General features: G+C 63.3%; 24 protein-coding genes and 1 pseudogene. 12 read left to right on the forward strand and 13 right to left on the reverse strand.

What is annotated here, in order from left to right; translation table 11 throughout:
* Nucleotides 1-7: 7 nt before the first annotated feature.
* Both C2U37_RS20540 and C2U37_RS20545 read right to left on the reverse strand, forming a co-directional pair.
* On the reverse strand, nucleotides 8-997 hold the full coding sequence (locus C2U37_RS20540; RefSeq protein WP_010674866.1) for a D-alanine--D-alanine ligase: 990 nt from the start codon (nucleotides 995-997) through the stop codon (nucleotides 8-10).
* Between the two features lie 200 nt (nucleotides 998-1,197).
* Nucleotides 1,198-1,806, reverse strand: coding sequence for a 2OG-Fe(II) oxygenase (locus C2U37_RS20545; RefSeq protein WP_041211488.1), 609 nt, complete (start codon nucleotides 1,804-1,806; stop codon nucleotides 1,198-1,200).
* 208 nt (nucleotides 1,807-2,014) lie between these two features.
* Here C2U37_RS20545 and C2U37_RS20550 point away from each other — a divergent pair, with 208 nt between their 5' ends.
* Complete coding sequence (locus tag C2U37_RS20550) at nucleotides 2,015-2,491, forward strand: glutathione peroxidase (RefSeq protein ID WP_039038588.1); 477 nt, start codon at nucleotides 2,015-2,017, stop codon at nucleotides 2,489-2,491.
* A gap of 196 nt (nucleotides 2,492-2,687) precedes the next feature.
* Nucleotides 2,688-4,076 (forward strand): DEAD/DEAH box helicase, encoded by a 1,389-nt coding sequence (locus C2U37_RS20555; RefSeq protein WP_104452968.1) that lies wholly within the window; start codon nucleotides 2,688-2,690, stop codon nucleotides 4,074-4,076.
* A gap of 70 nt (nucleotides 4,077-4,146) precedes the next feature.
* Here the strand turns inward: C2U37_RS20555 and C2U37_RS20560 are convergent, their stop codons facing one another.
* The 4 genes from C2U37_RS20560 to C2U37_RS20575 all read right to left on the reverse strand — a co-directional run bounded on the left by C2U37_RS20560 (nucleotide 4,147) and on the right by C2U37_RS20575 (nucleotide 6,575).
* A complete protein-coding gene (locus tag C2U37_RS20560) occupies nucleotides 4,147-4,587 on the reverse strand; it encodes an acetyltransferase (protein WP_104452969.1) in 441 nt (146 codons plus the stop codon).
* 62 nt (nucleotides 4,588-4,649) lie between these two features.
* On the reverse strand, nucleotides 4,650-5,102 hold the full coding sequence (locus C2U37_RS20565; RefSeq protein WP_104453289.1) for a GNAT family N-acetyltransferase: 453 nt from the start codon (nucleotides 5,100-5,102) through the stop codon (nucleotides 4,650-4,652).
* Nucleotides 5,103-5,128: 26 nt separating this feature from the next.
* A complete protein-coding gene (locus C2U37_RS20570) occupies nucleotides 5,129-5,461 on the reverse strand; it encodes a YnfA family protein (protein ID WP_039038590.1) in 333 nt (110 codons plus the stop codon).
* Nucleotides 5,462-5,729: 268 nt separating this feature from the next.
* Nucleotides 5,730-6,575: a DUF5718 family protein gene (locus C2U37_RS20575; protein ID WP_104452970.1), complete on the reverse strand. Its 846-nt coding sequence runs from the start codon at nucleotides 6,573-6,575 to the stop codon at nucleotides 5,730-5,732.
* A gap of 267 nt (nucleotides 6,576-6,842) precedes the next feature.
* Between C2U37_RS20575 and C2U37_RS20580 the strand changes: the two genes are divergently transcribed.
* From C2U37_RS20580 to C2U37_RS20595, 4 genes are all read left to right on the forward strand, one after another.
* On the forward strand, nucleotides 6,843-7,394 hold the full coding sequence (locus C2U37_RS20580) for a class IV adenylate cyclase (RefSeq protein WP_042016569.1): 552 nt from the start codon (nucleotides 6,843-6,845) through the stop codon (nucleotides 7,392-7,394).
* A 26-nt stretch (nucleotides 7,395-7,420) separates the two neighbouring features.
* A complete protein-coding gene (locus C2U37_RS20585) occupies nucleotides 7,421-7,813 on the forward strand; it encodes an NUDIX hydrolase (protein ID WP_042863933.1) in 393 nt (130 codons plus the stop codon).
* 101 nt (nucleotides 7,814-7,914) lie between these two features.
* Nucleotides 7,915-8,421 (forward strand): GNAT family N-acetyltransferase, encoded by a 507-nt coding sequence (locus C2U37_RS20590; RefSeq protein ID WP_010674875.1) that lies wholly within the window; start codon nucleotides 7,915-7,917, stop codon nucleotides 8,419-8,421.
* A 104-nt stretch (nucleotides 8,422-8,525) separates the two neighbouring features.
* Nucleotides 8,526-8,834 (forward strand): antibiotic biosynthesis monooxygenase family protein, encoded by a 309-nt coding sequence (locus C2U37_RS20595; RefSeq protein ID WP_104452971.1) that lies wholly within the window; start codon nucleotides 8,526-8,528, stop codon nucleotides 8,832-8,834.
* A gap of 40 nt (nucleotides 8,835-8,874) precedes the next feature.
* Here the strand turns inward: C2U37_RS20595 and pdxY are convergent, their stop codons facing one another.
* From pdxY to C2U37_RS20610, 3 genes are all read right to left on the reverse strand, one after another.
* Nucleotides 8,875-9,738 (reverse strand): pyridoxal kinase PdxY, encoded by an 864-nt coding sequence (gene pdxY / locus C2U37_RS20600; protein ID WP_104452972.1) that lies wholly within the window; start codon nucleotides 9,736-9,738, stop codon nucleotides 8,875-8,877.
* 506 nt (nucleotides 9,739-10,244) lie between these two features.
* On the reverse strand, nucleotides 10,245-11,000 hold the full coding sequence (locus C2U37_RS20605) for a DUF429 domain-containing protein (RefSeq protein WP_104452973.1): 756 nt from the start codon (nucleotides 10,998-11,000) through the stop codon (nucleotides 10,245-10,247).
* A gap of 77 nt (nucleotides 11,001-11,077) precedes the next feature.
* A complete protein-coding gene (locus C2U37_RS20610) occupies nucleotides 11,078-11,641 on the reverse strand; it encodes a VC2662 family protein (RefSeq protein ID WP_010674879.1) in 564 nt (187 codons plus the stop codon).
* Nucleotides 11,642-11,944: 303 nt separating this feature from the next.
* Between C2U37_RS20610 and C2U37_RS20615 the strand changes: the two are divergent.
* From C2U37_RS20615 to ybcJ, 4 genes and pseudogenes are all read left to right on the forward strand, one after another.
* Nucleotides 11,945-12,295 (forward strand): annotated as a pseudogene (locus C2U37_RS20615) (phasin family protein).
* A gap of 95 nt (nucleotides 12,296-12,390) precedes the next feature.
* The gene (locus C2U37_RS20620) at nucleotides 12,391-14,178 is read left to right on the forward strand and encodes a class I poly(R)-hydroxyalkanoic acid synthase (protein WP_104452974.1); all 1,788 of its coding nucleotides are present in this window, start codon (nucleotides 12,391-12,393) and stop codon (nucleotides 14,176-14,178) included.
* Entirely contained in the window at nucleotides 14,175-14,579 is a 405-nt protein-coding gene (locus tag C2U37_RS20625) for a MaoC family dehydratase (protein ID WP_104452975.1), read from the forward strand. Before C2U37_RS20620 ends, C2U37_RS20625 begins: the two co-directional genes overlap by 4 nt.
* Nucleotides 14,580-14,744: 165 nt before the next feature.
* The gene (ybcJ, locus tag C2U37_RS20630) at nucleotides 14,745-14,978 is read left to right on the forward strand and encodes a ribosome-associated protein YbcJ (protein ID WP_010674882.1); all 234 of its coding nucleotides are present in this window, start codon (nucleotides 14,745-14,747) and stop codon (nucleotides 14,976-14,978) included.
* A 38-nt stretch (nucleotides 14,979-15,016) separates the two neighbouring features.
* On the opposite strand, the gene C2U37_RS20635 is transcribed toward ybcJ, so the two are convergent.
* On the reverse strand, nucleotides 15,017-15,490 hold the full coding sequence (locus C2U37_RS20635) for a DUF4442 domain-containing protein (RefSeq protein ID WP_104452976.1): 474 nt from the start codon (nucleotides 15,488-15,490) through the stop codon (nucleotides 15,017-15,019).
* A gap of 428 nt (nucleotides 15,491-15,918) precedes the next feature.
* Between C2U37_RS20635 and C2U37_RS20640 the strand changes: the two genes are divergently transcribed.
* Entirely contained in the window at nucleotides 15,919-17,100 is a 1,182-nt protein-coding gene (locus C2U37_RS20640) for a hypothetical protein (RefSeq protein ID WP_042016562.1), read from the forward strand.
* A gap of 54 nt (nucleotides 17,101-17,154) precedes the next feature.
* Here the strand turns inward: C2U37_RS20640 and C2U37_RS20645 are convergent, their stop codons facing one another.
* From C2U37_RS20645 to C2U37_RS20655, 3 genes are all read right to left on the reverse strand, one after another.
* On the reverse strand, nucleotides 17,155-18,906 hold the full coding sequence (locus tag C2U37_RS20645) for an ABC transporter transmembrane domain-containing protein (protein WP_043155177.1): 1,752 nt from the start codon (nucleotides 18,904-18,906) through the stop codon (nucleotides 17,155-17,157).
* 109 nt (nucleotides 18,907-19,015) lie between these two features.
* Nucleotides 19,016-20,752 (reverse strand): ABC transporter transmembrane domain-containing protein, encoded by a 1,737-nt coding sequence (locus C2U37_RS20650; RefSeq protein ID WP_104452977.1) that lies wholly within the window; start codon nucleotides 20,750-20,752, stop codon nucleotides 19,016-19,018.
* A 139-nt stretch (nucleotides 20,753-20,891) separates the two neighbouring features.
* A complete protein-coding gene (locus tag C2U37_RS20655; RefSeq protein ID WP_041211503.1) occupies nucleotides 20,892-23,690 on the reverse strand; it encodes a hybrid sensor histidine kinase/response regulator in 2,799 nt (932 codons plus the stop codon).
* Between the two features lie 153 nt (nucleotides 23,691-23,843).
* Here C2U37_RS20655 and trxC point away from each other — a divergent pair, with 153 nt between their 5' ends.
* Nucleotides 23,844-24,284 (forward strand): thioredoxin TrxC, encoded by a 441-nt coding sequence (gene trxC / locus C2U37_RS20660; RefSeq protein ID WP_041211504.1) that lies wholly within the window; start codon nucleotides 23,844-23,846, stop codon nucleotides 24,282-24,284.
* Nucleotides 24,285-24,427: the final 143 nt, after the last annotated feature.

Here is a 24,427-nt window from a genome sequence, read left to right on the forward strand (position 1 = left end):
GGCGACGTCAGACCGCCTTTCGCAGGATCTGCTCCAGATAGTGCGCGAAGCTGTGGCCGTGGTGCTCCAGCAGTTTCGGGAACATGGAGATGGAGGTCATGCCCGGGAAGGTGTTGATCTCGTTGAGCAAAATCTCCCCCTCTTCGGTCAGGAAGAAGTCGATACGGGAGAGGTGAGTCAGTTTCAGCTGACGGAACGCCTTGAGCGCGTACTCGTGAATGGCGTCAGCCTGCGCCTGAGTCAGTCCCTCGGCCTTGAGCGCGGTCTCGGTGTGACTGGCGCTGCTGTACTTCTCTTCATAGGTGTAGAACTTGTCCTGGGGTACGCAGATCTCCCCCGGATAGGTGGCCACCAGCTCGTCACCATACTGGTAGACCGCCACTTCCAGCTCGCGGGGCTTGACCGCTTTTTCGATCAATACCTGCTCGGAGTAACCGAAGGCATCGGCAATGCCCTTCACCAGGTCTGCCTCGTTGCTGGCGGAGTAGCAACCCACGGAAGAGCCCTGGGAGGCCGCCTTGATGAAGACCTTGCCCCACTTGGCCAGCGCCGCTTTCGCCTCGATCAGGCTCGCCTCGCCTTGCTCGGTCAGGAACAGGTAGGGGGTATTGGGGATGCCGATGGCGGTGAGCCACAGCTTGGTGGTGATCTTGTTGAAGCACACCTTGCTCGCCTCGGCGTCACAACCCAGATAAGGCAGGCCGGCCAGCTCGAGGAAGGATTGCAGATCGCCGGTCTCACCGGGATAACCGTGGATGCAGGGCACCACGTAGTCCACCGGACGGGCCACGCTGTCGAACGAGAGCAACTTGTCCAGCCCCAGCTTGCACTCGCGACCGTCGGCGGAGAGCCAGCGGTCGGCAAACATCTCGACCCGGGTCACTTCGATACCGGGCAGGAGCCCGAGCTGTTTTTCGAGGAAATTGGCGCTGCGCAGCGAGACTTCGTGCTCGGAGCCGCCACCGCCGCACAGCAGCAAGACATGCATGTTCTTCATTAGATGTGATCCCTTGGGAGAAGCGGCTTCGTCATCACCATGTCAAACCCAACCGCATGAAAACCGGACGAAGCCAGAAACGAACATAAGTGCGGGCAGTGTAGCAAGGGAGGGGAAGCCTTGTCAGCCGATGGGGCGCACCTCCCCCTGCCCGGGCAGATAAAAGTCTCTTCCTGTGTCAGAAACAGGATGAAATGCGCTCAGCGGGGGGGATCGACCCGCCCGGCGCCATTGCCGTTGACCCGAAACCAGCCGGCAATGCTGTAGCGCTCCCGGCTTGCGGGCAGCACCTCGTGGGGAAACTCTTCAGACAGGAAGAGCACCAGCCGCCCGCCCCGGGGGGAGACATCCATCAGAAACTGCTCGCTGTCGTCATAGACCCGCAATATTCCCCCCGCCTCTGGCTGCCAGTCGTTGTTCAGGTAGAACACCGAGGTGAGCCGGCGGTTGGATCGCCCGGCGAAGGCGTCGCGATGGGTGGCGTAGAAGTCCCCCTGACGGTAGCGGGCAAAGTGGGCCTCGTAGTCGAATAGCCCCAGCATCAGGCTGCGATTGGCGGCCAGACGCAGGGACTCCATCCGGGCCAGATAGTCGGCCACCGGCGCGCCGAGGGAGGCGTCGAGCCAGTGGATCTGATCCCGACGGATATCGCGGTTGTCCTGATGCAGGGTCTCGCGCCCGATCCCCGCCGGTCGCCACTCGTCCGGCAGGCAGGCCTTGAGGGCATCCACCTCGGCGGCGGTTAAAAAATCATCCACTATCACCCAACCCCGGGTGTAGATGGCATCCATGACGGCTTGATAGTCCAAGATAGGCTCGCAGCGAGGGGAGAGAGTGCGCTTTGTAGCGACTTCGGACCATCGGCACAAACCGGATTGCTTCTCTTGAGAAGTCCCGCCATCAATAGGAGTCTGGGGGGCACAGACGCCCTCCCCCTTGCTCCCCGGCCCTCGGCCCGTTAACGTGCAAGGATTGTCCCCCGGGCGCCTTGTCGCCCCTCTTGCATCAGGAGAAACCATGCCCCTGCCCCTCATCCCCCTGCAACGACTCGATGGCACGGCCTGGTCCACCGCCGATCTGCAGGGCCGTGTCGTGCTGGTGGTCAACGTGGCAAGCCGCTGCGGTTTTACCCCCCAATACACCGGGCTTGAGGCCCTCTATCGCCAGTTCGGCCCCCAAGGCTTCGAGATCCTGGGCTTTCCCTGCGATCAGTTTGGCCATCAGGAGCCGGGCGATGCCGAGGAGATCGCCCGCTTCTGCTCTCTCGACTACCCGGTCAGCTTCCCCCTGATGGCCAAATGCGAGGTCAACGGCGCCGGGGCTCACCCCCTCTATCGCTGGCTCAAGGAGCAAAAGCCCGGACTCCTTGGCAGCGAGGCCATCAAGTGGAACTTCACCAAGTTCCTGATTGACCGAGAAGGCCGGGTGGTGGACCGCTTCGCCCCCCAGACCAGGCCGGAGGATCTGGTGCAGGCCATCGAGGGACTGCTCTGACGGGTGTGCGCCGCTCGCGACACGGCTGCTGCGCGTGCGCCTCGCATCTGCTATATTACGCGCCCACTGTTCTCTTGTGCGGTCGCTTTGCCGGGCTCAGGCCCAGCCTCGATGGCGACCCACCCTATTTTCCATGTCGTGACGGACCAAGGCTGCCGTCACCCGTTGAGCCCAAGGCTCGGAGTGTCCCTCGAACATGTCATTCAATGAACTGGGTCTGTCACCGCACATCCTGCGAGCCGTCAAGGAGCTGGGTTACGAACAACCCACCCCCATCCAGCAGCAAGCCATTCCCGCCATCCTGGCCGGGCAGGACGTGCTGGGCGGCGCCCAGACAGGCACGGGCAAGACGGCCGGTTTCACCCTGCCCATGCTTCATAGACTGCTGGCCAACCACGGCCGTGGCGGTCGTCGCCAGGTGCGAGCCCTGGTGCTGACCCCGACCCGGGAGCTGGCCGCCCAGGTGGGTGAGAGCATCATCAAATATGCCCACCACCTGCCGTTTCGTACCCTGATCGCCTATGGCGGCGTCAGCATCAAGCCAAACCTGGACGCCATCAAGCTCGGGGTCGACATCCTGGTCGCCACCCCGGGCCGCCTGCTGGATCTGCTGACCCAGGGCGCCCTGACCCTGAGCGCCCTCGAGGTACTGGTGCTGGATGAAGCGGACAGAATGCTCGACATGGGGTTCATCACCGACATTCGCCGGATCATGAAGGCCCTGCCGGAGGAGCGTCAGACCCTGCTGTTCTCTGCCACCTTCTCCAATGACATCAAGGCGCTGGCGGACGATCTGCTCAAGGATCCCACCCTCATCGAGGTGGATCCCAGCAACACCGCCGCCGAGCAGGTAAGCCAGCGCATCATCCAGGTCGATCGGGAGCGCCGCCGGGAGATGCTCTCCCACATGATTGGCCGTGGCAACTGGCAGCGGGTGCTGGTGTTCGTGCGCACCAAGCAGATTGCCGACAGGCTCGCCCAGCAAATGCAGAAAGATGGCCTGGATACGGTCGCCATCCACGGTGACAAGAGCCAGGGGGCCCGCAACCGGGCGCTGGCGGATTTTCGTGAAGGCAAGGTGCGGGTGCTGGTTGCCACCGACATCGCCGCTCGCGGCCTGGACATCGATCAACTGCCCCACGTGATCAACTTCGAGCTGCCCCAGATGGCGGAGGATTACATCCACCGCATTGGCCGCACCGGCCGCGCCGGCCGTGGCGGCGAGGCCATCTCCCTGGTGAGCCAGGACGAGCTGGGTCAGCTCAAGGAGATCGAGGCGCTGATCGGCCAATCCCTGACCGTGGAGATCCTGGAAGGATACGAGCCGAGCGGCAAGCCGAGCCGCCAGACCCTGCCGGGCAGCAAGCCGGTGCAAAACCCGCCCCGCGCCCGTGGCCATGCCAACGCCAAGGGCAAGCCCGCCGCCGGGAAAGGCAAAGGGGATGGCGCCAAGAAGCCGGCCCAGCCTGCGCAAAACAAGTCCCGCAAGCGGGAAGTGGTGGGCGAGGACATCGGTTTCGCCCCTATGCGCCGTCTGCCCAAGGCCCAGCGGGGCGACTATCAGGACAACTCCAGCGAGGAGTGAGGGGGCGCAAGCCAAACCTCCTGAACAACAAAAAACCGCCCTCGGGCGGTTTTTTTATGCTCTGGCGCCCTTAACCGGCGGCCAAGGCCATGTGCAGCAGCGGATAGGGCTTGCCCTGGCCATCCAGGGGGGAGCTCCCCGTCACCTCGAAGCCCATCCGTCGGTAAAACCCACAGGCCCCTTCGTTTTGCTCGTTCACATCCACCCGGCGCGCCCCGAGATTGGCGATGGCATGGGCCACCAGTTGGCGACCCACCCCCTGCCCCATCCCGGCGGGGTCGACGAACAGCATCTCGATATTGCCCTCGGCCACCCCGATAAAACCGACGATCTCGCCATTGTCTACTCTGGCACAGTTCAGCGTCACGGCATCAAAATAGTGCTCCAGGATCAAGGGCCTCAGGGCCGCTATGTCGGCTTCTTGCAGGAAGTGGTGGCTGGCGCGCACCGATGCCTCCCAGATGGTGATAAGGGTTGGGTGATCGCACTTTTGTGCGGCGTCAATTTTCATCGCTACCTCAATATGTTGCGGATAACAGCCCACGCCTTTGATGATGCAGCAGTCCATGGGACTTATTGCGGCGCCTTAATAACAAACCCTTTCTCGATGCCGGCCTTGAAACCGAGTCCCTCATAGAGGCGATGAGCGGCCTCCCGCCCCTCCCCTGAGAGCAGCATCACCTTGTAGCAATCCAGCTCCCAGGCCAGCGCCAGGGTATGCTCCAGCAACTGATGGCTGAGCCCCTGGCGGCGAAACGCGGCACCCGTGATCACATGCTCTATGATGCCGAAGGGTCGGCCGCCGTTGGTGAGGGTCGGGATCACCCCGAGCTGGCAGCTGGAGGTCAGCTGCCCCTCCACCAGGGCCACCATGATGCGGGTATGGGACAGATCAAGCATCGCCGCCAATCCCTCGCGGGCCCCTTGCTCGTCGAGCACGGGGTCCTGAGGCCTGAGTTCCTGATAAAGGGCCAGCAGCCCGGCCAAGTCCTGCGCCTCACACTCTCTTATCACCACTGTCGTCATCATGCTGATCTCCCTTGGCATCGATATCAGGCGGGTCTTGGGGCAAACATGATGATGGCCATGCCGATCAGGGCCACCCCGGCCCCCACCAGATCCCACAGGCTGGGTTTGATGCCATCCACGGCCCAGAGCCAGAGAATGGCCACGAAGATGTAGACGCCGCCATAGGCGGCATAGACGCGGCCAGCGGCGGTCGGGTGCAATGAGAGCAGCCAGGCGAACAGGGCCAGGCTCAGGGCCGCGGGCAGCAGCAGCCAGACGCTCTTGCCCTGGGTCAGCCAGAGATAAGGGAGATAACAGCCCAGGATCTCGGCAACCGCAGTCACCAGAAACAGGGCCAGGGTCTTGAGTTCAACCATGAATACTCGGGATCCTTGCAGGCAGAATGGACTTCTTGTGGCAAATCATACTGTTATATCCAGCCACTGCAATCGGCTTTCGAGGTGCACGGTTCAGGGCACGGGAGGCAGATGGCGGAGCGCGAACAGGATCGAGGAACATCATGCGCTTGGCATGGCGTGCGGTAGGTATAGAGGGTATGCAAACAGGGGGTAGAAAGCCGACAGGGAACGGGCTGCGCTGTGCTTAAAAACAGTCAGGCCCGCCGAAGCGGGCCTGACGACAGGATTAGCGGGTCTTGACCGCCTGCAGCAGCACGGAGACATCCGGCCCGAAGCGGCGGGCTCGGATGGCCTCCTGGATATCCTGCTCGTCGTAGCGACTGGCGGGGTAGACCACCACGCAGGCGGTGTCACCGGGGGCGAGGAAGTGGGTCTCGCCAAAGGGGGTATAGCGGGTGGCACCAATGCTGATGAGTGCATGGGCCGGGCGCCCCGCCTGGGTCAGCAGCCCCTGGATATGCTCGGCCGGGCCTTCGTCCTGCTGATGGTTGAACTTGTCGATGGCCCACGCCAGCAACTGACCGTGGAAATAACTGTAATCCACCGCCGCGCTGTCGATCCCGTAGGGGTGCAGCTCGCCGCCGCGCTCCAGGTAGCAGGCGATGCGGTAGTCATCGAGCTCGCATCCTGCGGCAAAGTGGGTCAGGGGCAGCAGGTTCGCAGCCAGCCCCTTGCTCTCTTCACCCCAGTTCTTCTTCTCGCTGATCTTGTTGGCATTGGGGCGACGGATGGAGCAGTCGTTGTAGGCGCCAAACGCCTTGGGATGGATGGCCACCACCTGCTCCCCCGTGTACTCCAGCTCGCACCACAGTGCCACCTCGGGTTCAATCTGCACCTTTTCGTCCCCGCTCACCGCCGCCTCCGGCAGGAAGATGGCCTCGCCGCTCAGGGGAAAGACCCCGAGCTGGCCGGGATGGTTCGGCACATAGAAGGGGAACAGCGCCTTGGGGGCGACCTTGTCGTCAACCTTGACGGCGACGAAATCCGCCGCCTCCCCTGCCTGCTCCAGGTGACCGGCGAAGTTGCCCGCCACGCCCAGTCCGATAAAGGGGGTCTGTGAGGTGATCTGCATCTGTGGCTCCACTGGCGCGGCCGGGGCCGCCGCCTCGTTGTCGTTGTTCAGGGCGGCAATACCGCCAAAGAGGGAGCTTATTAGAGCACAGCCCCCGGACGGCGCCCAGCCACCGGGCCACAAGCTGTGCACCAGGGCGGATTTTCCCTCACCATCTGGTCATAAAGTCTGCAGTCAATGCGAAGCTGTGATCCCGATGCTTGGGAGAGCCCGGCACTTTTGCTAGGCTGCCCTATTCATTTGCCGTTCGGGAGCCGTCGCAAGGCCATGACCACCCACTTTCAGGGGCGCTTCGAGGTGGAGTTCAAATACCGCCTGACGGACAGCGCCGCCTTTGTGCATACCCTCACGGCCCTCGGCCCCGAGGTGATGGTGGCGGACAATCATGAGCAGGACTGCTACTTCGACACGGCAGATGGCGCCCTGGCCCGGGAGGAGAAGAGCCTGATCATCCGCACCATGGCCCCCAGCGGCATCCGGCTCTGGATAGTCAAAGGGCCCGGACCCGATCGCTGCGAGGCGGTCAACATCACCGATGCGGACAAGGCGACCAGCATGGTGCGCACCCTGGGCTACCAGCCGGTACTGACCATCGACAAGCGGCGCAGCATCTATTTTCTGGGGGCCTTCCACGTCACGGTGGATCACCTGGCAGGTGTCGGTGATTTTGCCGAGCTCGCCATCATGACTGACGACGAGGCCGCCCTGCCCGCCTACCGCGCGCAGTTGCTGGCGCTCGCTAGCCGGCTGGGACTGGCGCCCGAGATGCGGGAAACCCGCTCCTATCGCACCCTGTGCGAGCAGCGAGCCCCCCTTTGACAAGCGGCAACAAGAGGAATCTGCCCATGATCGACAAACTCGCCTGGTTGACCTTCAAGGAGGGACAGCTGCTGTGCGCCCGCTCCCACGGCAAGGACATCTACTACATTCCGGGGGGCAAGCGCGAGCCGGGCGAGAGCGACGAGGCGGCCCTCGTTCGTGAAATCGAGGAAGAGCTCGCGGTCACCCTGAAACCCGACACCCTCGCGTTCTCCTGCGAGTTCAGCGCCCAGGCGGACGGCAAGCCGCAAGGGGTGAATGTCAATCTGCGTTGCTACACGGGGGACGCCGACGGCACGCCCGTCGCCTCGGCGGAGATCGCCGAGCTGCGCTGGCTGGACAGCCGCCACCTGGCCGAAGTCTCCCCCGTCTCCCGCCTGCTGTTCCAGTGGCTGGCAGCGCAGGGACTGATCCATTAAGAGACGGCGCACCTGACCGGATGATGATGGCACCGGCAGGAGAGTCCGCGCCCGAGACGTTAATCCCCCACGTGGGCCAAGAGAGAAGATGAGGACATTCAATGGAGATCCTTGAGGTCGAGAGCACCAGAGGCATCAAACCGGCGCTGATCGCCCTGCTGCAAGATTGCGTGGCCAGCGGTGCCTCGGTGGGCTTTCTGCCTCCCCTGCAGGAAGAACAGGGGCTGGCGTACTGGCAAGGCATCGAGGGGGAGCTGGCGGATGGAGTGCGCAAGCTCTGGGTGGCGTTTGATCAGCACCATCTGGTGGGCGCCCTGCAGCTCTCCCTGTGCACCAAGGCCAACGGGGGCCACAGGGCCGAAGTGGAAAAGCTGATGGTCCACAGCCAGGCCCGTGGCAAGGGGGTGGGCCGCGCCCTGATGAACGCCATGGAGCAAGGGGCCCGGGACGCCAGGCGTACCTTGCTGGTGCTGGATACCCGGGTCGGCGACGTGGCCTCCAGCCTCTATCGCCAGCTCGGCTATCAGGAGGCCGGCCAGATCCCGGACTTCGCCCGCAATGGGGACGGCACCCTCGCCGCCACCCAGTTCTTCTACAAGCAGCTCTGAGGCAGACGGCCTGGCAAGACCGGACAGCGTGCCGGTCTTGCCCCCTCCAAGGCTCGGCGTACATAGGTTTTTGGTTCAATCAGACTCATCGGCAAGGAGCCATCATGATATTGGAAGTCGCCCATCTGCAGATCATTCCCGGCAATGCCACTGACTTCGAGCAGGCCTTCGCCCGGGCCCAGCACATCATCAGCGCCATGCCCGGCTACCTGGGCCACCAGTTGCAGCGTGCCCTGGACGATCCCCATCACTATCTGCTGCTGGTGCAGTGGGAACGGCTGGAAGATCACACCCGGGGGTTCAGGGGCTCCCCCCGGTACCAGGAGTGGAAGGCCCTGCTGCACCACTTCTACGACCCCTTCCCCAGGGTCGAACATTTTCAGGATGCAACACCGATCAGCGCCGCAAGCTGAACCTTGATCAGACAGTCCCGTCACGGACTGATCAATGGCGTCAGGCCAGTCGCTCGGCCCTGTGGGCAATCTGCGGCTCGGCAAAGGCGCTCTGGGCCGCGATGAGCTGCAGCTCGTAGGCATTCGCCTCCCAGGTCTGTCGCAGCACCGCATCCACCGCGGCGTTGGTGCGCTCGAAGGCGCTCACCCCATCATATCCCGCCTGCAGGTTGGCCAGCATCAGGGCACTGATGAGATCCCCCACGCCCACCGGTTGGCGCGCGAAATCGTAAAGGGGACGGGCGATCAGATAGTCTCCCTCGGGGGTGGCAAGCAGCATCTCGAAGCGGCCGGGGACGCTGGCGGCGCGACCCAGGTGCTTGACCAGCACCATCTTCACCCCCTTCTCCAGCAACTGGTGTGCGGCGACCCGGGTCTGGGCCAGGGTTGTCAGATGGACATCGCACAGGGTCTCCAGCTCCAGCAGATTGGGGGCCATGATGTCCGCCACCGGCAGGGCCTGCTCGGTGAGAAAGCGGGTGACGCCCGGGGCGACGATACACCCCTTCTCCGGATGCCCCATCACGGGATCGCAGAAATAGAGGGCCGCCGGATTGGCTCGTTTCACCGCCGCCACCACCGCCAGGATCTCGTCCCCCTGCTCCGCCGAGCCCAGATAGCCGCTCAGCACCGCATCGCAGCGCGCCAGCACCTCGATATTGCAAAGCCCCTGGCACAGGGCGGCAATGTGGCCCACCGGCATTGCCATTCCCTGCCAACCCGCCTCGTACTGGGTGTGGTTGGAGAACTGCACCGTATTGATGGGCCACACCTCCATGCCGAGACGGCGCATGGGGAACACGGCTGCGCTGTTGCCGGCACAGCCAAACACCACGTGGGACTGGATAGAGAGAATGCGTTTCATCGACACCACCGCACAAGAAACCTGAGGAAAAGAGGCAATATATCGGATGAAGAGACGGCTCTTCCAGCAATTAACGCCATGACTCCCTATTTATGCTTCAGCAGGCTTAACCTGCCGCATATTTGACCGCCGCTACCCTGTTTCTGCACAACCCTGGAGCCATCTCCCCCGCTGCTGCGGGGTGATAAATGTACCTGGATGCCTCTTGTCTGATGGCATATGAGGTGATTTTTCAACCAACCACAAACAATCGGGATCAAGGATGAGGTCCGATGGAAAGGCACCAGTCGGCAGTCGGCAGTCGGCAGTCGGCAGTCGCAAAATAAGGCAACAAGGGCAAGGTCAAGGAGACGTCGGAAGATCACAGGACAAAGGCGGCCTACCCTTGCCTGACACCGTGGCAACGACAAGCCATACGCAGTGGCGACAGCAAGTCACGTCACCAGTGCCGTGACTACAGCGAGTCGCCAGCAGTCGTCAGAGGGAGCGCAGTGCCCTTGGGCGTCTCAATCCCGGGCGAAGTGGTAGACCCAGCCTTCGTCCGGTGCCATCTCGTCCGGCAGGTCCACCAGGGCAGGCAGCGAGGTGACGGCCCCTTCGGCCGCATATTGCAGGGCCATCAGGGCGCAGAGCGCGGCATCATAGGGATCCGTTCCAGGGATGAGGGACACCGGCAGGTGGGGTTGCAGCTCGGGCCGCACCGCAGAGGCTTTGCCCCCCATTTTGGCCAGGGCGGGATAGACCTCCAGCACCGCGCGCCCGGCAGCCCTCGCCTGTTTTGGCACCAGTTGCAGATCCCCGAGGCGCGGCAGCATGGAGAGGGCCAGGGTGGCGTTGTTGCCGAGCCTGTCGAAGGTGGCGGAGAGGGGCTTCTTGCCATAGTGCTGATGGAGCCAGCGCTCGCAATCCCGGTAGGCGTAAGGGTTGTCAATCTCCCGCTGAGGCACGGGAAAGCCGCTCCCCCGCCCCGCCAGCAGATCGGCGAGGGCGCGGGGAAAGGCCAGGGGCGCATCGATGCCGAGAGCAAGTCGCGGGCAGGCCAGCACCTGCATCAGCGCCACCTCGTCTTGCAGGGCCGGGCGCAGCAGGGCATCCAGATCCGGCGCGACCCGGGAGCTCAGCCGAAACAGGGGGGAGATCCCGAGCCAGTGCAGACGCGACTCCCGGGCCTGCCAACCCACCACCGCCACCGCCTGGGCATTGCCCTGCCAGCCCCTCACGTCCCAGCCGATGCCGATGGCGTCCATGTGTTCCGTTGTCATGCCCCTGTTACCTCTGTGCAGCCTTGATGGAGCACAGGGTAATGGCTGCCCCTCCTAAAGCAAAGGCAAGTTGGTCCCTAGAAGGATTTCTTGAAGTTGATCAGGGGCAGAATGGGGAAGATGCCGTTCTCGGCGTAGTTGGCCAGACCAATCTGCAAGCCGTCCAGGTGCTTGGTGGCATTGACGAATCCCAGCTGGAAGGTGGTGCGTTCGGCATAGTTGACGAAGCCGACGTTGGCCAGGGCATTGCCCTGGGCGATGTTGACCGCCCCCCAGTTGAGCCCCTTCACATTGTTGGTCAGGTTGACGAAGCCCAGATTGAGGCCGGTATCCTGCCCTTCGTGCCAGTTGACGGCGTTGATGGCGACCCCGCCAAACTGGTGGCGCACCCGGCTCGCGCCAAAGAACACACCAAGCTGCAGGCCGGTGAACTGATCCACGTCGGAGAGGGCGAACACCGGCAGATCGATCCCCTTCACCTGGCCGGTGCGGCCGTAGAGGAAGGAAGCCCGTGCCCCTTCCACCTGATTGGACGAGGGCAGGTTGACACCGGGCAGGGAGATCTGGACCGGCGTGCTGGCCTGGGCGACACCGGCGAGGGTCAGGGCACCACAGCCGAGCAGCAGGGCGAACGGTTTCATCGGGGATTCCTTGTGAAGAGGGTGTGGCTCAAGGGTACCAGCGCAGGCCCCGGGGAACGAGACCCCGCCCCCTGCCCTGCGTCACCTCTCGTCTGAACCCGGGGATGGCTCTCTCGGCGGATTGGAAAATTCAAACAGAAACTAACATTTATGCCATTTATACCAAAGGTGGATTGGTTGCAGAATGCTCAAACGTGTGTTTGAACAGAGCAAACAACACGTAACACAGGGATGACGTGCTGTACCCGCAAGAAGGGTCGATTGACCCGCAAAAACAGTGTTCTGCCGAACCGGAGACCCATGATGAATATGGACGTGATCAAGAGCTTTACCGAGCAGATGCAAGGCTTTGCCGCTCCCCTCCCCCGCTACAACCAGCTGCTGGCCAGCAACATCGAACAGCTGACCCGGTTGCAACTGGCGTCCGCCAATGCCTACGCCGAACTGGGGCTCAACCAGTTGTAGGCCGTCGGCAAGGTGCAGGATGCCCAGAGCCTGGCGGCCCTCGGCACCGTGCAGCTGGAGAGCGCCAGCCAGCTCTCCCGCCAGATGCTGGATGACATCCAGAAGCTCAACGCCCTCGGCCAGCAGTTCAAGGAAGAGCTGGATGCCCTGACCGCAGATGGCATCAAGAAGAGCACGGGCAAGGCCTGATAACCCCTGGCTGCCCGTCTTGCGGGCAGCCACATCTCCCTACGACTCGACAGAACGGGCAAGTGCCCGCCTCGGGCGTGGGTGAAGGAGAACACATGAGCCAATCATCTTACGGCCCGCTGTTCGAGGCCCTGGCCCACTACAACGACAAGCTGCTGGCCATGGCCAGAGCCCAGACCGAGCGCACGGCCCAGGCCCTGCTGCAGACCAGTCTGGACGATCTGGGCCAGGTGCTGGAGCAGGGCAGCCAGCAGCCCTGGCAGCTGATCCAGTCCCAGATGAACTGGTGGCAGGATCAGCTCAAGCTGATGCAGCACACCCTGCTCAAGAGTGCAGGCCAGCCGAGCGAGCCGGTGATCACCCCGGATCGCAGCGATCGCCGCTTCAAGGCCGAGGCCTGGAGCGAGCAACCCCTCTATGACTACCTCAAGCAATCCTATCTGCTGACCGCAAGACACCTGCTGGCGGCGGTGGATGCCCTGGAGGGCGTGCCCGAGAAGAGCCGGGAGCGACTGCGCTTTTTCACCCGCCAGTACGTCAACGCCATGGCTCCCAGCAACTTCCTGGCCACCAACCCGGAGCTGCTCAAGCTCACCCTGGAGTCCGACGGCCAGAATCTGGTGCGCGGCCTTGCGCTCCTGGCCGAAGATCTGGAGCGCAGCGCCGATCACCTCAACATCCGCCTGACCGACGAGTCCGCCTTCGAGCTCGGCCGGGATCTGGCGACCACCCCGGGCCGGGTAGTGCTGCGCACCGAGCTCTTTGAGCTCATCCAGTACAGCCCGACCACGGCGACGGTGGGCAAGACCCCGGTGCTGGTCGTGCCCCCCTTCATCAACAAGTACTACATCATGGACATGCGCCCCCAGAACTCCCTGGTGGCCTGGCTGGTCGCCCAGGGGCAGACGGTCTTCATGATCTCCTGGCGCAACCCGGGGCCGGCCCAGGCCGACATCGATCTCGACGACTACGTGGTGGACGGGGTCATCGCCGCCCTGGACGCCGTGGAGGCGGCCACCGGCGAGCGGGAGGTGCACGGCATCGGCTACTGCATCGGTGGCACTGCATTGTCACTCGCCATGGGCTGGCTGGCGGCGCGGCGCCAGAAGCAGCGGGTGCGCAGCGCCACCCTGTTCACCACCCTGCTGGACTTCTCCCAGCCCGGGGAGCTTGGCATCTTCATCCACGAGCCCATCATCGCGGCGCTGGAAGCCCAGAACGAGGCCAGGGGCATCATGGACGGGCGCCAGCTGGCGGTCTCCTTCAGTCTGCTGCGGGAGAACAGCCTCTACTGGAACTACTACATTGACAGCTACCTCAAGGGCCAGAGCCCGGTGGCGTTCGATCTGCTGCACTGGAACAGCGACAGCACCAACGTGGCGGGCAAGACCCACAACAGCCTGCTGCGCCGACTCTACCTGGAAAACCAGCTGGTGAAGGGGGAACTTCGGATCCGCCACACCCGCATCGATCTCGCCAAGGTGAAGACCCCGGTGCTGCTGGTGTCCGCCGTGGACGATCACATCGCCCTCTGGCAGGGGACCTGGCAGGGCATGGCGCTGTTCGGGGGCGAGCGGCGCTTCATTCTGGCCGAATCCGGGCACATCGCCGGCATCATCAATCCGCCGGATGCCAACAAATACGGCTTCTGGCAGAGCGAGGCCGAGGCGGACAGCCCGACGCAGTGGCTGGCGGGGGCGACCCACCAGAGCGGCTCCTGGTGGCCCGAGATGATGCGCTTTATCAAAGACCGTGACGAGGCAGAGCCCGTCCCCGCCCGGCAGCCTGTCGAGGGGCTGGAGGCAGCCCCCGGCAGCTACGTCAAGGTACGGCTCAATCCGGTGTTTGCCGGCGTCAGGAAGCAAGAAGAGGAACCCGCATGAGTACACAACCCCTTGCCGTGGGCCAGAAAGCCAGCCTGACCAAGCGCTTCGGCCCGGCCGAGGTGGCGGCCTTCGCCGGCCTCTCGGAGGATTTCAATCCCCTGCACCTGGACCCGGACTTCGCCGCCACGACGGTGTTCGAGCGCCCCATCGTCCACGGCATGTTGCTGGCGAGCCTCTTCTCCGGGCTGCTCGGTCAGCAGTTGCCAGGCAAGGGGAGCATCTACCTGGGCCAGAGCCTCGGCTTCAAACTGCCGGTGTTCGTGGGGGACGAGGTGACGGCGGAGGTGGAGGTGATTGCCCTTCGAAGCGACAAGCCCATCGCCACCCTGGCCACCCGCATCTTCACCCAGGGCGGCGCCCTCGCCGTGACGGGGGAAGCGGTGGTGAAACTCCCTTGAGCGCCAGTGGCCCCCAGAGACACAACCAGCCCGGTCGGGCTGGTTTTTTTGCCTGTGCTCGCCCCTTTTTCGGGGCAATTCGGCCCGGGCCCTTTCCCTGCCCCGCCTAACTGCCTAGAATGACCCCCCGCTGTTTCAGCCATTCATCCAGCTAGAGGATTTCCCATGGAGACGTTTCTGCTCGAAGGTCACCCCTTCGTTGCCTTGTGTGACCTGATCAAGCATCAGGGTTGGGCCGATTGTGGCGGTGCCGCCAAGGCGCTGGTCGCCGAGGGCCTGGTGGAAGTGGACGGTCAGGTCGAGACCCGCAAACGCTGCAAGATAGTCGCCGAGCAGGTGGTCAACTTCAACGGCATGAAGGTGGTCGTGAAAGAAGGCGTCAGCCCCGAGATCCTCTGATCCCGGCTTGAACAAGGGCGCCAAGCGCCCTCTGGCCTTCAGCTGGCCTTGATGGAGAGGGTCAGCACGAAGCGGGCCATGGCCTCATCGCCGTTGCGCGACGGGCAGGTGGCCACCACCTGGATGGGGCGGTTGATGCGCTGACCGCTCGCCAGGGACTCGTCGATCATGGCGTCGATAAGCTCCCCCGCCGCGCAATCAAACTGCACGTCCCCCTCCGGGCGCTTCAAAAACTCCCCCTGCACATCCTTGAAGGCGAAATGCACCTTCTTGCGCCGCGCCCGCCCCTTCTCCATGACCAGGAGCCCTCCCACCAGGTCGGCACCGGTGGCGAGCGCCCCGAAATACATGCTGCCCAGGTGGTTGCGGGTGCGCCAGCCCAGCGGAATGCGGATGCGCAGCGCCCTGGCGTCCATCTGCTCGATGACGGGGGCACAGAAACCAATGACGGGAATGTAACGCCAGGCGAACAGACGCAGGGCGAGGTTGCCTTTGAGGCGTTGCAGGTCCATTGCAAACTGATCCGATGAGTGAATGTGACGCAAATGTTGCCAGCCTGCTTCCCGATAGACAAGCCTCCCGTGCCATCCCTGTGAGCGGCCCCCCAAAGGGTATTTGCAAAATTCATGCAATGGCTGGGTTCTATTTACCTGGCAAATGATAAAACCGGCCTTTCCTGATCCCGGGTCGCCTCTCTTTTCCCCTTTTTCCGATTTTTATCAAGGTCCCGCCCCGGATGACGGGACCATGACAGCCATATCCGAATGAAACACAACGAGAAATACTCCCCGTCAGGGGGCTAGCCCAGGATCCCGCCCCCGCCACTGGGATTATTCGCAGTAACCAAACCCCCTCTCCCTCGCTAGGCTGTTGCTGGCCCGGAAGTAGCCACTCGGCACCGGGTCAACCCGTCTACCAATCTCACCATAAGGATAGAGAGATGAGTCACGTGCAACAGTTGTTCAACGGGGGCGAGAGCGCCGGTACTTTCCAGCTCAACTTCAACAACAACCGTGCCTACGAGCTGTTTGGCCGGGAGTACCTCAAGTGCTATGCCAACCTCAGCGCCAAGGGGAAGATGAGCAAGCCCCTGCCCACCGGGCCGCTGAGCTACACCGTCGACTTCGCCATGGATTGCGGCTGCAGTTCGGTGCTGTTTGACTTCAACCTCGCCTACAAGAAGACCTTCGGCAACCAGTTGCAGGCCCCCCTGTGGCGCGAGTCGGACTACGAGGCCGAGCTGGTGCTCTGCCAGCTGGTGCGCGAGGCACCGGCCAACCGCCTGAGCAACCATGATCAGTTCGCCGAGGCCGAGGCCTTCTTCAACGACGTCAATCTGCCCGATACCGTCCGGGCGGTGGGCAATGATCCCTATGCCGACAAGGACGGCCTGGTGGAGTTCATCGTGGCCAACGAGCTGCTGGACGATCCCGCCGTCATGGCCAAGCTGGCGGAGCAGAAGGCCTACCTCATCGCCATCACCTCCGTGGTCACCGCCTACATCAACCGTTACGCCGAAGCCTATGGCGAGCAGTACAAGACGGACGCGGATCTCTGGGCCAGGGCCCTCTCCAAGATCCCCCTGATGGGGCCGAGCAAGATCGATCAGCAGAGCTACAGCCGCCACATCAAGGGGCTCAGCATCGCCACCGACTTCATCAACTTCATCATGGACGTGGTGGTGAGCCAGGGCACCACGGCGCTGGCCAGCTTCAACAAGTTCCTGCAAAAGCAGGGGGATGCCATCCGCTTCGGGGTGGAGAACAACAAGGACTTCTACAAGACCATCACGGTGGGGGTCACGGTGGAAGTGTTCAAGGTGGGCAACGAGCTGGTCTATGTGCCGAAGATCAAGCAGTACCGCGTCAACTTCGACCGCCAGAACAGCAAGTTCACCTCCGCCTGTGCCAGCGCCGAGTTCGTCGACATCTACTTCAACTACCTCTATGCCGCCAACGTGTTCGACTACGAGGCCCTCAAGGACCCCGAGATCAAGCGCGACTTCGACAGCTTCATCCAGAAGCAGCGCAAGGCACAAATTGAAGAAGCGGATACCTTCTTCAACGATGACTTCCCGCCCCTGGAGCCCAAGCTGGTCAGCCGCAGCAAGGTCACGGTGTAACCCCGCCAGTCAAAAAAACAGCCGGCAGATGCCGGCTGTTTTTTTAGGTGGGCCTCAGGCCCGTTTCTCTTCAAGCCAGGCCCCCTGGCTCTGCATCTCGAACAGCTGGGCATAATGCCCCCCCAGCGCCATCAGCTCGCCGTGGGTGCCGCGCTCGCTCACCCACCCGCGGGAGAGCAGCAGGATTTCATCGGCATCCACAATGGTGGAGAGACGGTGGGCGATGGCGATGGTGGTGCGGCCACGGCGCGCCGCCGAGAGCGCCTGGGAGAGGGCGAGCTCGGTCTGGGAGTCCACGCTCGCGGTCGCCTCGTCCAGGATGAGGATGCGCGGATCCCCCACCAGGGCGCGGGCAAAGGAGAGCAGCTGGCGCTGGCCGGCGGAGAGGTTCTTGCCCCCCTCCTCCATCAGTGTGGCCAGGCCATCGGGCAGGCGGCGCACGAAATCGGCCAGCTGCACCTCCTCCAGGGCCTGCCAGAGCCGGCCATCCTCGATGCCGTCACGCCCAAGGCGCAGGTTCTCGGCCAGGGTGCCGACGAAGATGAAAGGATCCTGCTGCACCAGGCCGATGCTGCGGCGCACCGCCGAGAGGGCCAGGCCGTTCATGGGGTGATCATCGAAGTGGATGCTCCCCCGATCCAGGGGGTAGAAGCCCATCAGCAGGCTGATGATGGTGGACTTGCCGCTGCCGGTGTGGCCCACCAGCGCCAGCATCTGGCCCGGCCGGGTGGCAAAGCTCACATCTTGCAGTACCTGCTGCTCCCCGTCGTAGGAGAAGCCCACCCCGTCGAAGCGTACCCGTCCCTCCAGGGGGCGCACCTCCCCGTCGGTGCTCTCGCGGGTTTCATCGAGCAGGGCGAATACCCGCTCCCCCGCCACCATGGCCTGCTGCAACTGGTTGAGCTGGTTGGTCATCTCGATGAGGGGCTCGATCATCCGCCCCAGATAGCTGATGAAGGCGTAAAGCACCCCCACCTGGATGGCCCCCGCCGTGCTCAGCCCCTCGTGGGCAAACAGGGCCAGCAGACCGATGAGCACCATCATGTAGAAGAGATCGATGAGGGGGCGCAGCAGGATGCCGTTGATCTTGAGGCTCTTGATCCGCGCCTGCCAGTGCTGCTGGTTCACCCCGGCAAAGGCATTGGCGAAGTGGCGCTCCTGCACCATGGCCTGGATCACCGGCATCCCCTGCAACGACTCGTTGAGACGGCTGTTGATGTCGGAGAGCAAGGATCGGGTCGCCCGCACCACGGGCACGCTCAGTTTCTGGTAGAGCCACATCACGGCCCCCACCGCCGGCAGCAGGGTGGCGCACACCAGCATCAGGCGCAAGTCCAGCAGCGCCATGGAGAGCAGGATGCCGCACAGGAGCACCACTTTTTGCACCAGGAGCCCTATCACCTGGACATAGAGGTTCATGATCGCCTCGGTGTCGTTGGTGATGCGGGAGATGAGGGAGCCCGAGCGGTGCTTGTCGAAATAGCGGGCAGGCAGGCGGATGGCGGTGGCGAACACCTGCTCACGCAGGCGCTGCACCACCGCCTGGGCGATGCGGTTGAAGCGCAGGGATTGCAGATAGAAGCCGGCCGCCGACAACACCTGCAACCCCAGATAACCGGCGGCAAGGGCGGCGATGATGCCCCACTCCAGCCGGCGCGGCGCCAGGTAGTCATCGATGAAGAGCTTGATGAGCAAGGGGCCCGCCACCTCGGCGCCGGTGGCGAGCAGCAGGCAGATGCCCGCCTGCACCAGCCAGCGGGGGTAGCTGGCGCAGTAGGCGAGCAGCCGTTTGATGGTTGGATTCACAGACTTGCCTCCAGCGCAAGGTTCCACGGGAATTGACTCTCTTTGCTCCCCTCTCCGATCGCGGGAGCCGGGCGGGGGGTGAAGGAAACCAGGGGTCTTGTCATCCTGTTCACAGGCTCTCCTCCACGTCCTGCTCCAGGCGCTGGTAGCGGACCATGTCCGCGTACCAGCCGTTCCTGGCCATCAGGGCCTCGTGACGGCCCCGCTCGCTGATCGCTCCCTGCTCCAGCACCAGGATCTCGTCCGCCTGCTCCACCGCCGTCATGCGGTGGCTCACCAGCACCAGGGTGCGTTTGTGGACCTTGAGGGCCAGCAGGATCTGCTGCTCGGTGTGGGCATCCACCGCCGAGAGGGCGTCATCCAGCACCAGGATAGGGGCATCCAGCAGCAGGGCGCGGGCGATGGCCAGACGCTGCTTCTGACCGCCGGAGAGGGTCACCCCCTTCTCCCCCACCTCGGTTTCATACCCTTTGGGGAAGCGACTGATGTCGTCGTGCACGCAGGCGATGCGCGCCACCCGCTCAATCTCCTCCCGACTCGCCTCGGGGCGGCCCAGGGCGATGTTGGCCGCGATGGTGGTGGAGAACAGAAACGGCTCCTGGGGCACATAGGCAAACTGGCTGCGCAGCTCACCCAGCGACAGTTGCGAGATGGGCACCTCCCCCATGCGGATCTCCCCGGCCGTGGGGTTGGCCAGGCGCATCAGCAGCTTGAGCAGGGAGCTCTTGCCTGCCCCGGTGCGTCCCACTATCCCCAGCATGGCGCCAGCCTGCAGGGTGACATCCACCCCCTGCAACAGGGTGCGCTGCTCCAGCCGGTAGCCCAGTCCCTGCACCCGCAAGGGAAAGGCCGAGGCCAGCGCCACGGGATGGACCGGCTCCTCGATGTCGCTGCGCTCCCCCAGCAGGCTTTCGATGCGCGAGTAGGCGGCGCTGCCCCGCTCGATGATGTTGAACAGCCAGGCGATGGCGAACATGGGCCAAATGAGCTGGCCGAGGTACATGGTGAAGCTGGTGAGCTCCCCCAGAGTCAGCTTGTCTTGCAGCACCAGGGCGCTGCCCCCTGCGACCGCCAGAAAATAGGAGCAGCCGATGCACAGGTAAATCACGGGGTCGAACTTGGCGTCGATGCGGGCCACCGCCATGTTGCGCTCCCCCGCCTGACGAGTCAGCTCGGCAAAGCCCTCGTCCTCCAGGGATTCGACCGTGTAGGATTTGAGCACCCGTACCCCGGATAGGGCCTCCTGGGTCTTGTTGTTGAGGCGGGAGAAGGCCCCCTGAGCCGCCTTGAACTCCTTGTAGATCTGGGTCCCGAAGCGGTTCATGAAGAAGGCCATCACCGGCAGGGGCAGCAGGGAGAGCAGGGTCAGCTGCCAGGAGTACTGGCTGCACATGATGGAGAGCACCAGGATGCCGACGATGAAGGAGTCCACCAGGGTCAGCACCCCTTCCCCTGCGGTCATCTCCACCGCCTGGATGTCGTTGGTGGCGTGGGCCATCAGATCACCGGTACGGTGGCGCTGGTAGAAATCCGGGCTCATGCGGGTGAAGTGGCTGAACAGCCGGTTGCGCAGCACGTAGGCAAGCCGGTAGGAGGCACCGAACAGCATGACCCGCCACACGTAGCGCAGCAGGTAGATAAGCAGTCCCAGGCCAAAAAGCCCCGCCAGATAGCCGGTCAGGGTGCCGCTGTCCAAGTCACCCTTGGCGATGCCATCCACCACCCAGCCCACCACCTTGGGGGGGATCACGGTCAACAGGGCCACCAGCATCAGCAGGGAGATGGCCACCAGATAACGCCGCCACTGATCCTTGAAAAACCAGCCAAGCCGCAAAAATACGCTCACAGAGAAGTCCTTGGTCGCGGCGCGCTGCCGCGTGATCGTGAAGAGAAGCTCAATACAATCGCCCCCTGGCGGGGGCGAACGAGTGGGTCATCATAGCCTGAAGCGGGTGACTTGAGAACGATTGCTATCTTGCCCTCCCTCAGAGCCGCTTGTCGGGGGGCGAAAACGGGAAGGCGACCGACTCCTGCTGCTCCCCGGTGAGCAGGAAGTGGGAGACCTCCTCCCGGGTCTGGGTAAAGACCTGCTGCAACTGGTTGAGCTCCCCCTCGCTCAGCTCCTCCTGCAGCCGCAGCCGCCACTCCAGTTCCCCGGCCAGCAGTTGCAGGCGGGAAGCGGAGATGTTGGCCGACACCCCCTTCAGGGTATGCAGCAAGCGGCACGCCACTTCGGGCTGCTGGCGACGCAGGGCGGTGCGGATGTCCCACAGATCGTCCTTGTGCTCGGAGAGGAACAGCTTGAAGAGGATCTGCAGCGCCTCCCTGTCATGCTCCAGCCGGCGCAGGGCATCCTCCAGATCCAGCACGCCCATGAGGGCCGGCGGCTTGACCTCGATGGGCACCTTGGGCTCCCCGCCGCTGCTCTTCACCCATTGCAGCAGGTTGTTGTAGAGATCGAGCTTGCTCACCGGCTTGGTGACATAGCCGTTCATGCCGACGCCAAGGCAGCGCTCCCTGTCCCCCGGCATGGCGCTGGCGGTGAGGGCGATGATGGGCACATCGTGCTTGTCCACCATCTTGCGGATCTGGCGGGTGGCATCCAGCCCGTCCAGCACCGGCATCTGCAGATCCATCAGGATGACGTCGAACGGCTGCTCCGCCACCTGCTCCACCGCCTCGCGGCCGTTGTCCACCACGGTGACCTTGGCCTCCACCCGGCGCAGGTACTCCAGAATGAGCTGCTGGTTGACCCGGTTGTCCTCGGCCAGCAGCACCCGGGTACCGCGCAGCAGCTCCCGGAACTGCTGCTGATCCCCCTGGGCCTCCGCCTGGCGGACCTTGCTGTCATGGGAGCTGCCGTTGAGCAGTTCGTCCACCTTGGCCAGCAAGGCGTTTTCGGTCATGGGCTTGGCCAGGAAATGGGTCAGTCCCATGCTCTCCATCCGCCCGTGCAGCCCCTCCCTGGACCAGGCGCTGGTCATCAGGACAGGCAGGCGCCGCCACTGGCTGTGCTGGTACATCTCGAGAGCCAAGTCCAGGCCATCCTCCTGACCCATGCGCCAGTCGAGGATGGCGAGGCGGATGTGATGCCCCTCTTCCCGCAGCACCTGACGGGCGCGGGAGAGGCTGTTGACCGTGATGACGGACGCCCCCGCCCGTCCCAGGATGTCCTTGGCCAGCTCCAGCACCAGCTCGTTGTCATCCATCATCAGGATCAGAGGCTGGTGATCGAAGAAGACCCGGCGCCCCGAGACACCGTACACCGCCTGGGAGATGGGGATCTCGAACAGGAAGGTGGATCCCACCCCGGGCTTGCTCTGCACGGTGATCTCCCCGCCCATCAGCCCCACCAGCCGCTGGGAGATGTTGAGGCCAAGCCCGGAGCCGCCATATTTGCGGGTATTGCCCGCCTCCAGCTGGGTAAAGGGCTGGAACAGCTGGGCCTGTTTCTCCGGGGCGATGCCGATGCCGGTATCCCGCACGCTGAAACAGACCCGCATGGGATGCTGGCTGGTGAGCGTAATGGCCACCTCCACCTCGCCCCGCTCGGTGAACTTGATGGCATTGTTCACCAGGTTGACCAGCACCTGACCGAGGCGCAGCGGATCCCCGCGCAGGAAGTCGGGCACGGCGGGAGACTTGTTGATGATGACCTCGATGTGCTTGCGCTCCGCCAGATCCGCGAACATGGCGGCGAGGGAGTCGAGCTGCTCGCTGAGATCGAAGTCGATCTCCTCCAGAGTCAGCTTGCCGGACTCCACCTTGGTGAGATCCAGGATGTCGTTGATGAGCAGCAGCAAGGTATCCGACGAGGATTTGATCTTGTTGAGATAGTCCCGCTGCTGGGGATCCAGACTGGTTTGCAGTGCCAGGGCGCTGAAGCCGATGATGGCATTCATGGGGGTGCGGATCTCGTGGCTCATGTTGGCCAGGAAGTCGCTCTTGGCCTGGGCCAGCAGCGCGGCATGGCGAGAGAGCTCGCTCAGCTTCTGGTTGCGACGCCACAGGGTCGCGGCCACCAGCGAGAAGCAGAGCAGCGCTCCCCCCAGCACCATCAGGTAGAAGCGGCTCTTGAGAGAGGAGGCCCGCTCCAGCTTGCTCTGCTTCCAGGCGGGCAGCGAGCTCAGCCCCTTCATCTCCACCACCTGATTGCGCAGGCGATGGTACTCCATCACCTGCTGATTGAACTCCTGGCCCAGCCGAACGAGGGCCGCGACCCTCGGCTGCTCGCCATAGCGGTCGAGCAGGTGCTGCTGGAGTTGCAGCAGTTGCCGCTGCTCGTTCTGATCCCAGCTGCGTCTGAGGTAGTGGTGCAGGCGCATGAGTTCGGTCAGGTCGCGGTACTGCGCCTCACCGACCGGCAGGGTGCCTTGCAACGCCTTGAGCTGGCCCTGGAAGCGGGGAGCCAGATACTCGATGGTCATCTCCATGGTGTAGAGCCTGGCGAGATCCAGCAGATAACCGTCGATGTCCCGCTGCAACGCCTGGGAGCCGGGGTCGTCCACCGACTCCGGATCCTCGTGCACCAGCCTGACGAACCTGTCCAGGTGACTGGAGAGCAGGCTCAGGCGTTGCTGTACGCTGCCATCGCTGGCCTTCTCGCGCCCCAGCAGATAGACGGTATCGGTATTGACCCGATTGAGCACCATCTCAGCCGCCACGCTCAAATCGAAGGCACGCTGCTGCTGGCTGAGCAACTGCCAGCAATAGGCAGAAAAGCCCACCAGCGATACGATGATAAGGCCAAAGACAACACGATTGGCCCGTGCAACACTCTTCATCCCGTCTCGATTCTCATGTCATGGTCGGCCATCCGGTGACATCAGGTCACGGCCGGAGGCCAACTGTGAAAAACCACTGAGTGCTATGTTACCGTTAGTCGGCGCTTTGATTGCAATAAAGATGTTGCCGGGCCATGAAATAAGGAAGCAATTATGTCACTTGTCACCACCTATTGTAGCCAATGCTTTACCCGCAACCGCCTGCCTGTCGAAAAAGCAGACTCAAACGCGAAGTGCGGCCGCTGCCGTCACCCCCTCTTCGAACAAACCCCGGTGGCGGGGCGTCAGGCCAGCTTCGATGCCCTGATCCAGTCCGACATCCCGGTGGTGGTGGACTTTTGGGCAAGCTGGTGTGGCCCCTGCCTCCAGTTTGCCCCCGTCTTTCAGGAGGTCGCCCGGGAGCTTGAGCCCCGCCTTCGCTTCGTGAAACTCGATACCGAGCAGGAGGCCGCCATCGCAGGTCGCTATGGCATCCGCAGCATTCCTACCCTGATGGTCTTCCAGCGGGGGGAGATCCTGGCACAGCGCAGCGGCGCCCTGCCCAAGAGCCTGTTCAAGGAGTGGCTGCTCTCCTTCACCTCCCCCGTCAAATGAAAACAAAATGTTTCATTTCTGTTTGATTGAAGATCCATTTTCACTTGACTCTGTGAGTCGCCACATGATTTGACCATATCCCCCTGTTTCAAACAGGGGGATAAATGTAACCTCGGCATCACAACAACAACCATAAATTAACC

The organism is Aeromonas sp. ASNIH1, from assembly GCF_002934285.1.
GTDB lineage: Bacteria > Pseudomonadota > Gammaproteobacteria > Enterobacterales > Aeromonadaceae > Aeromonas > Aeromonas caviae.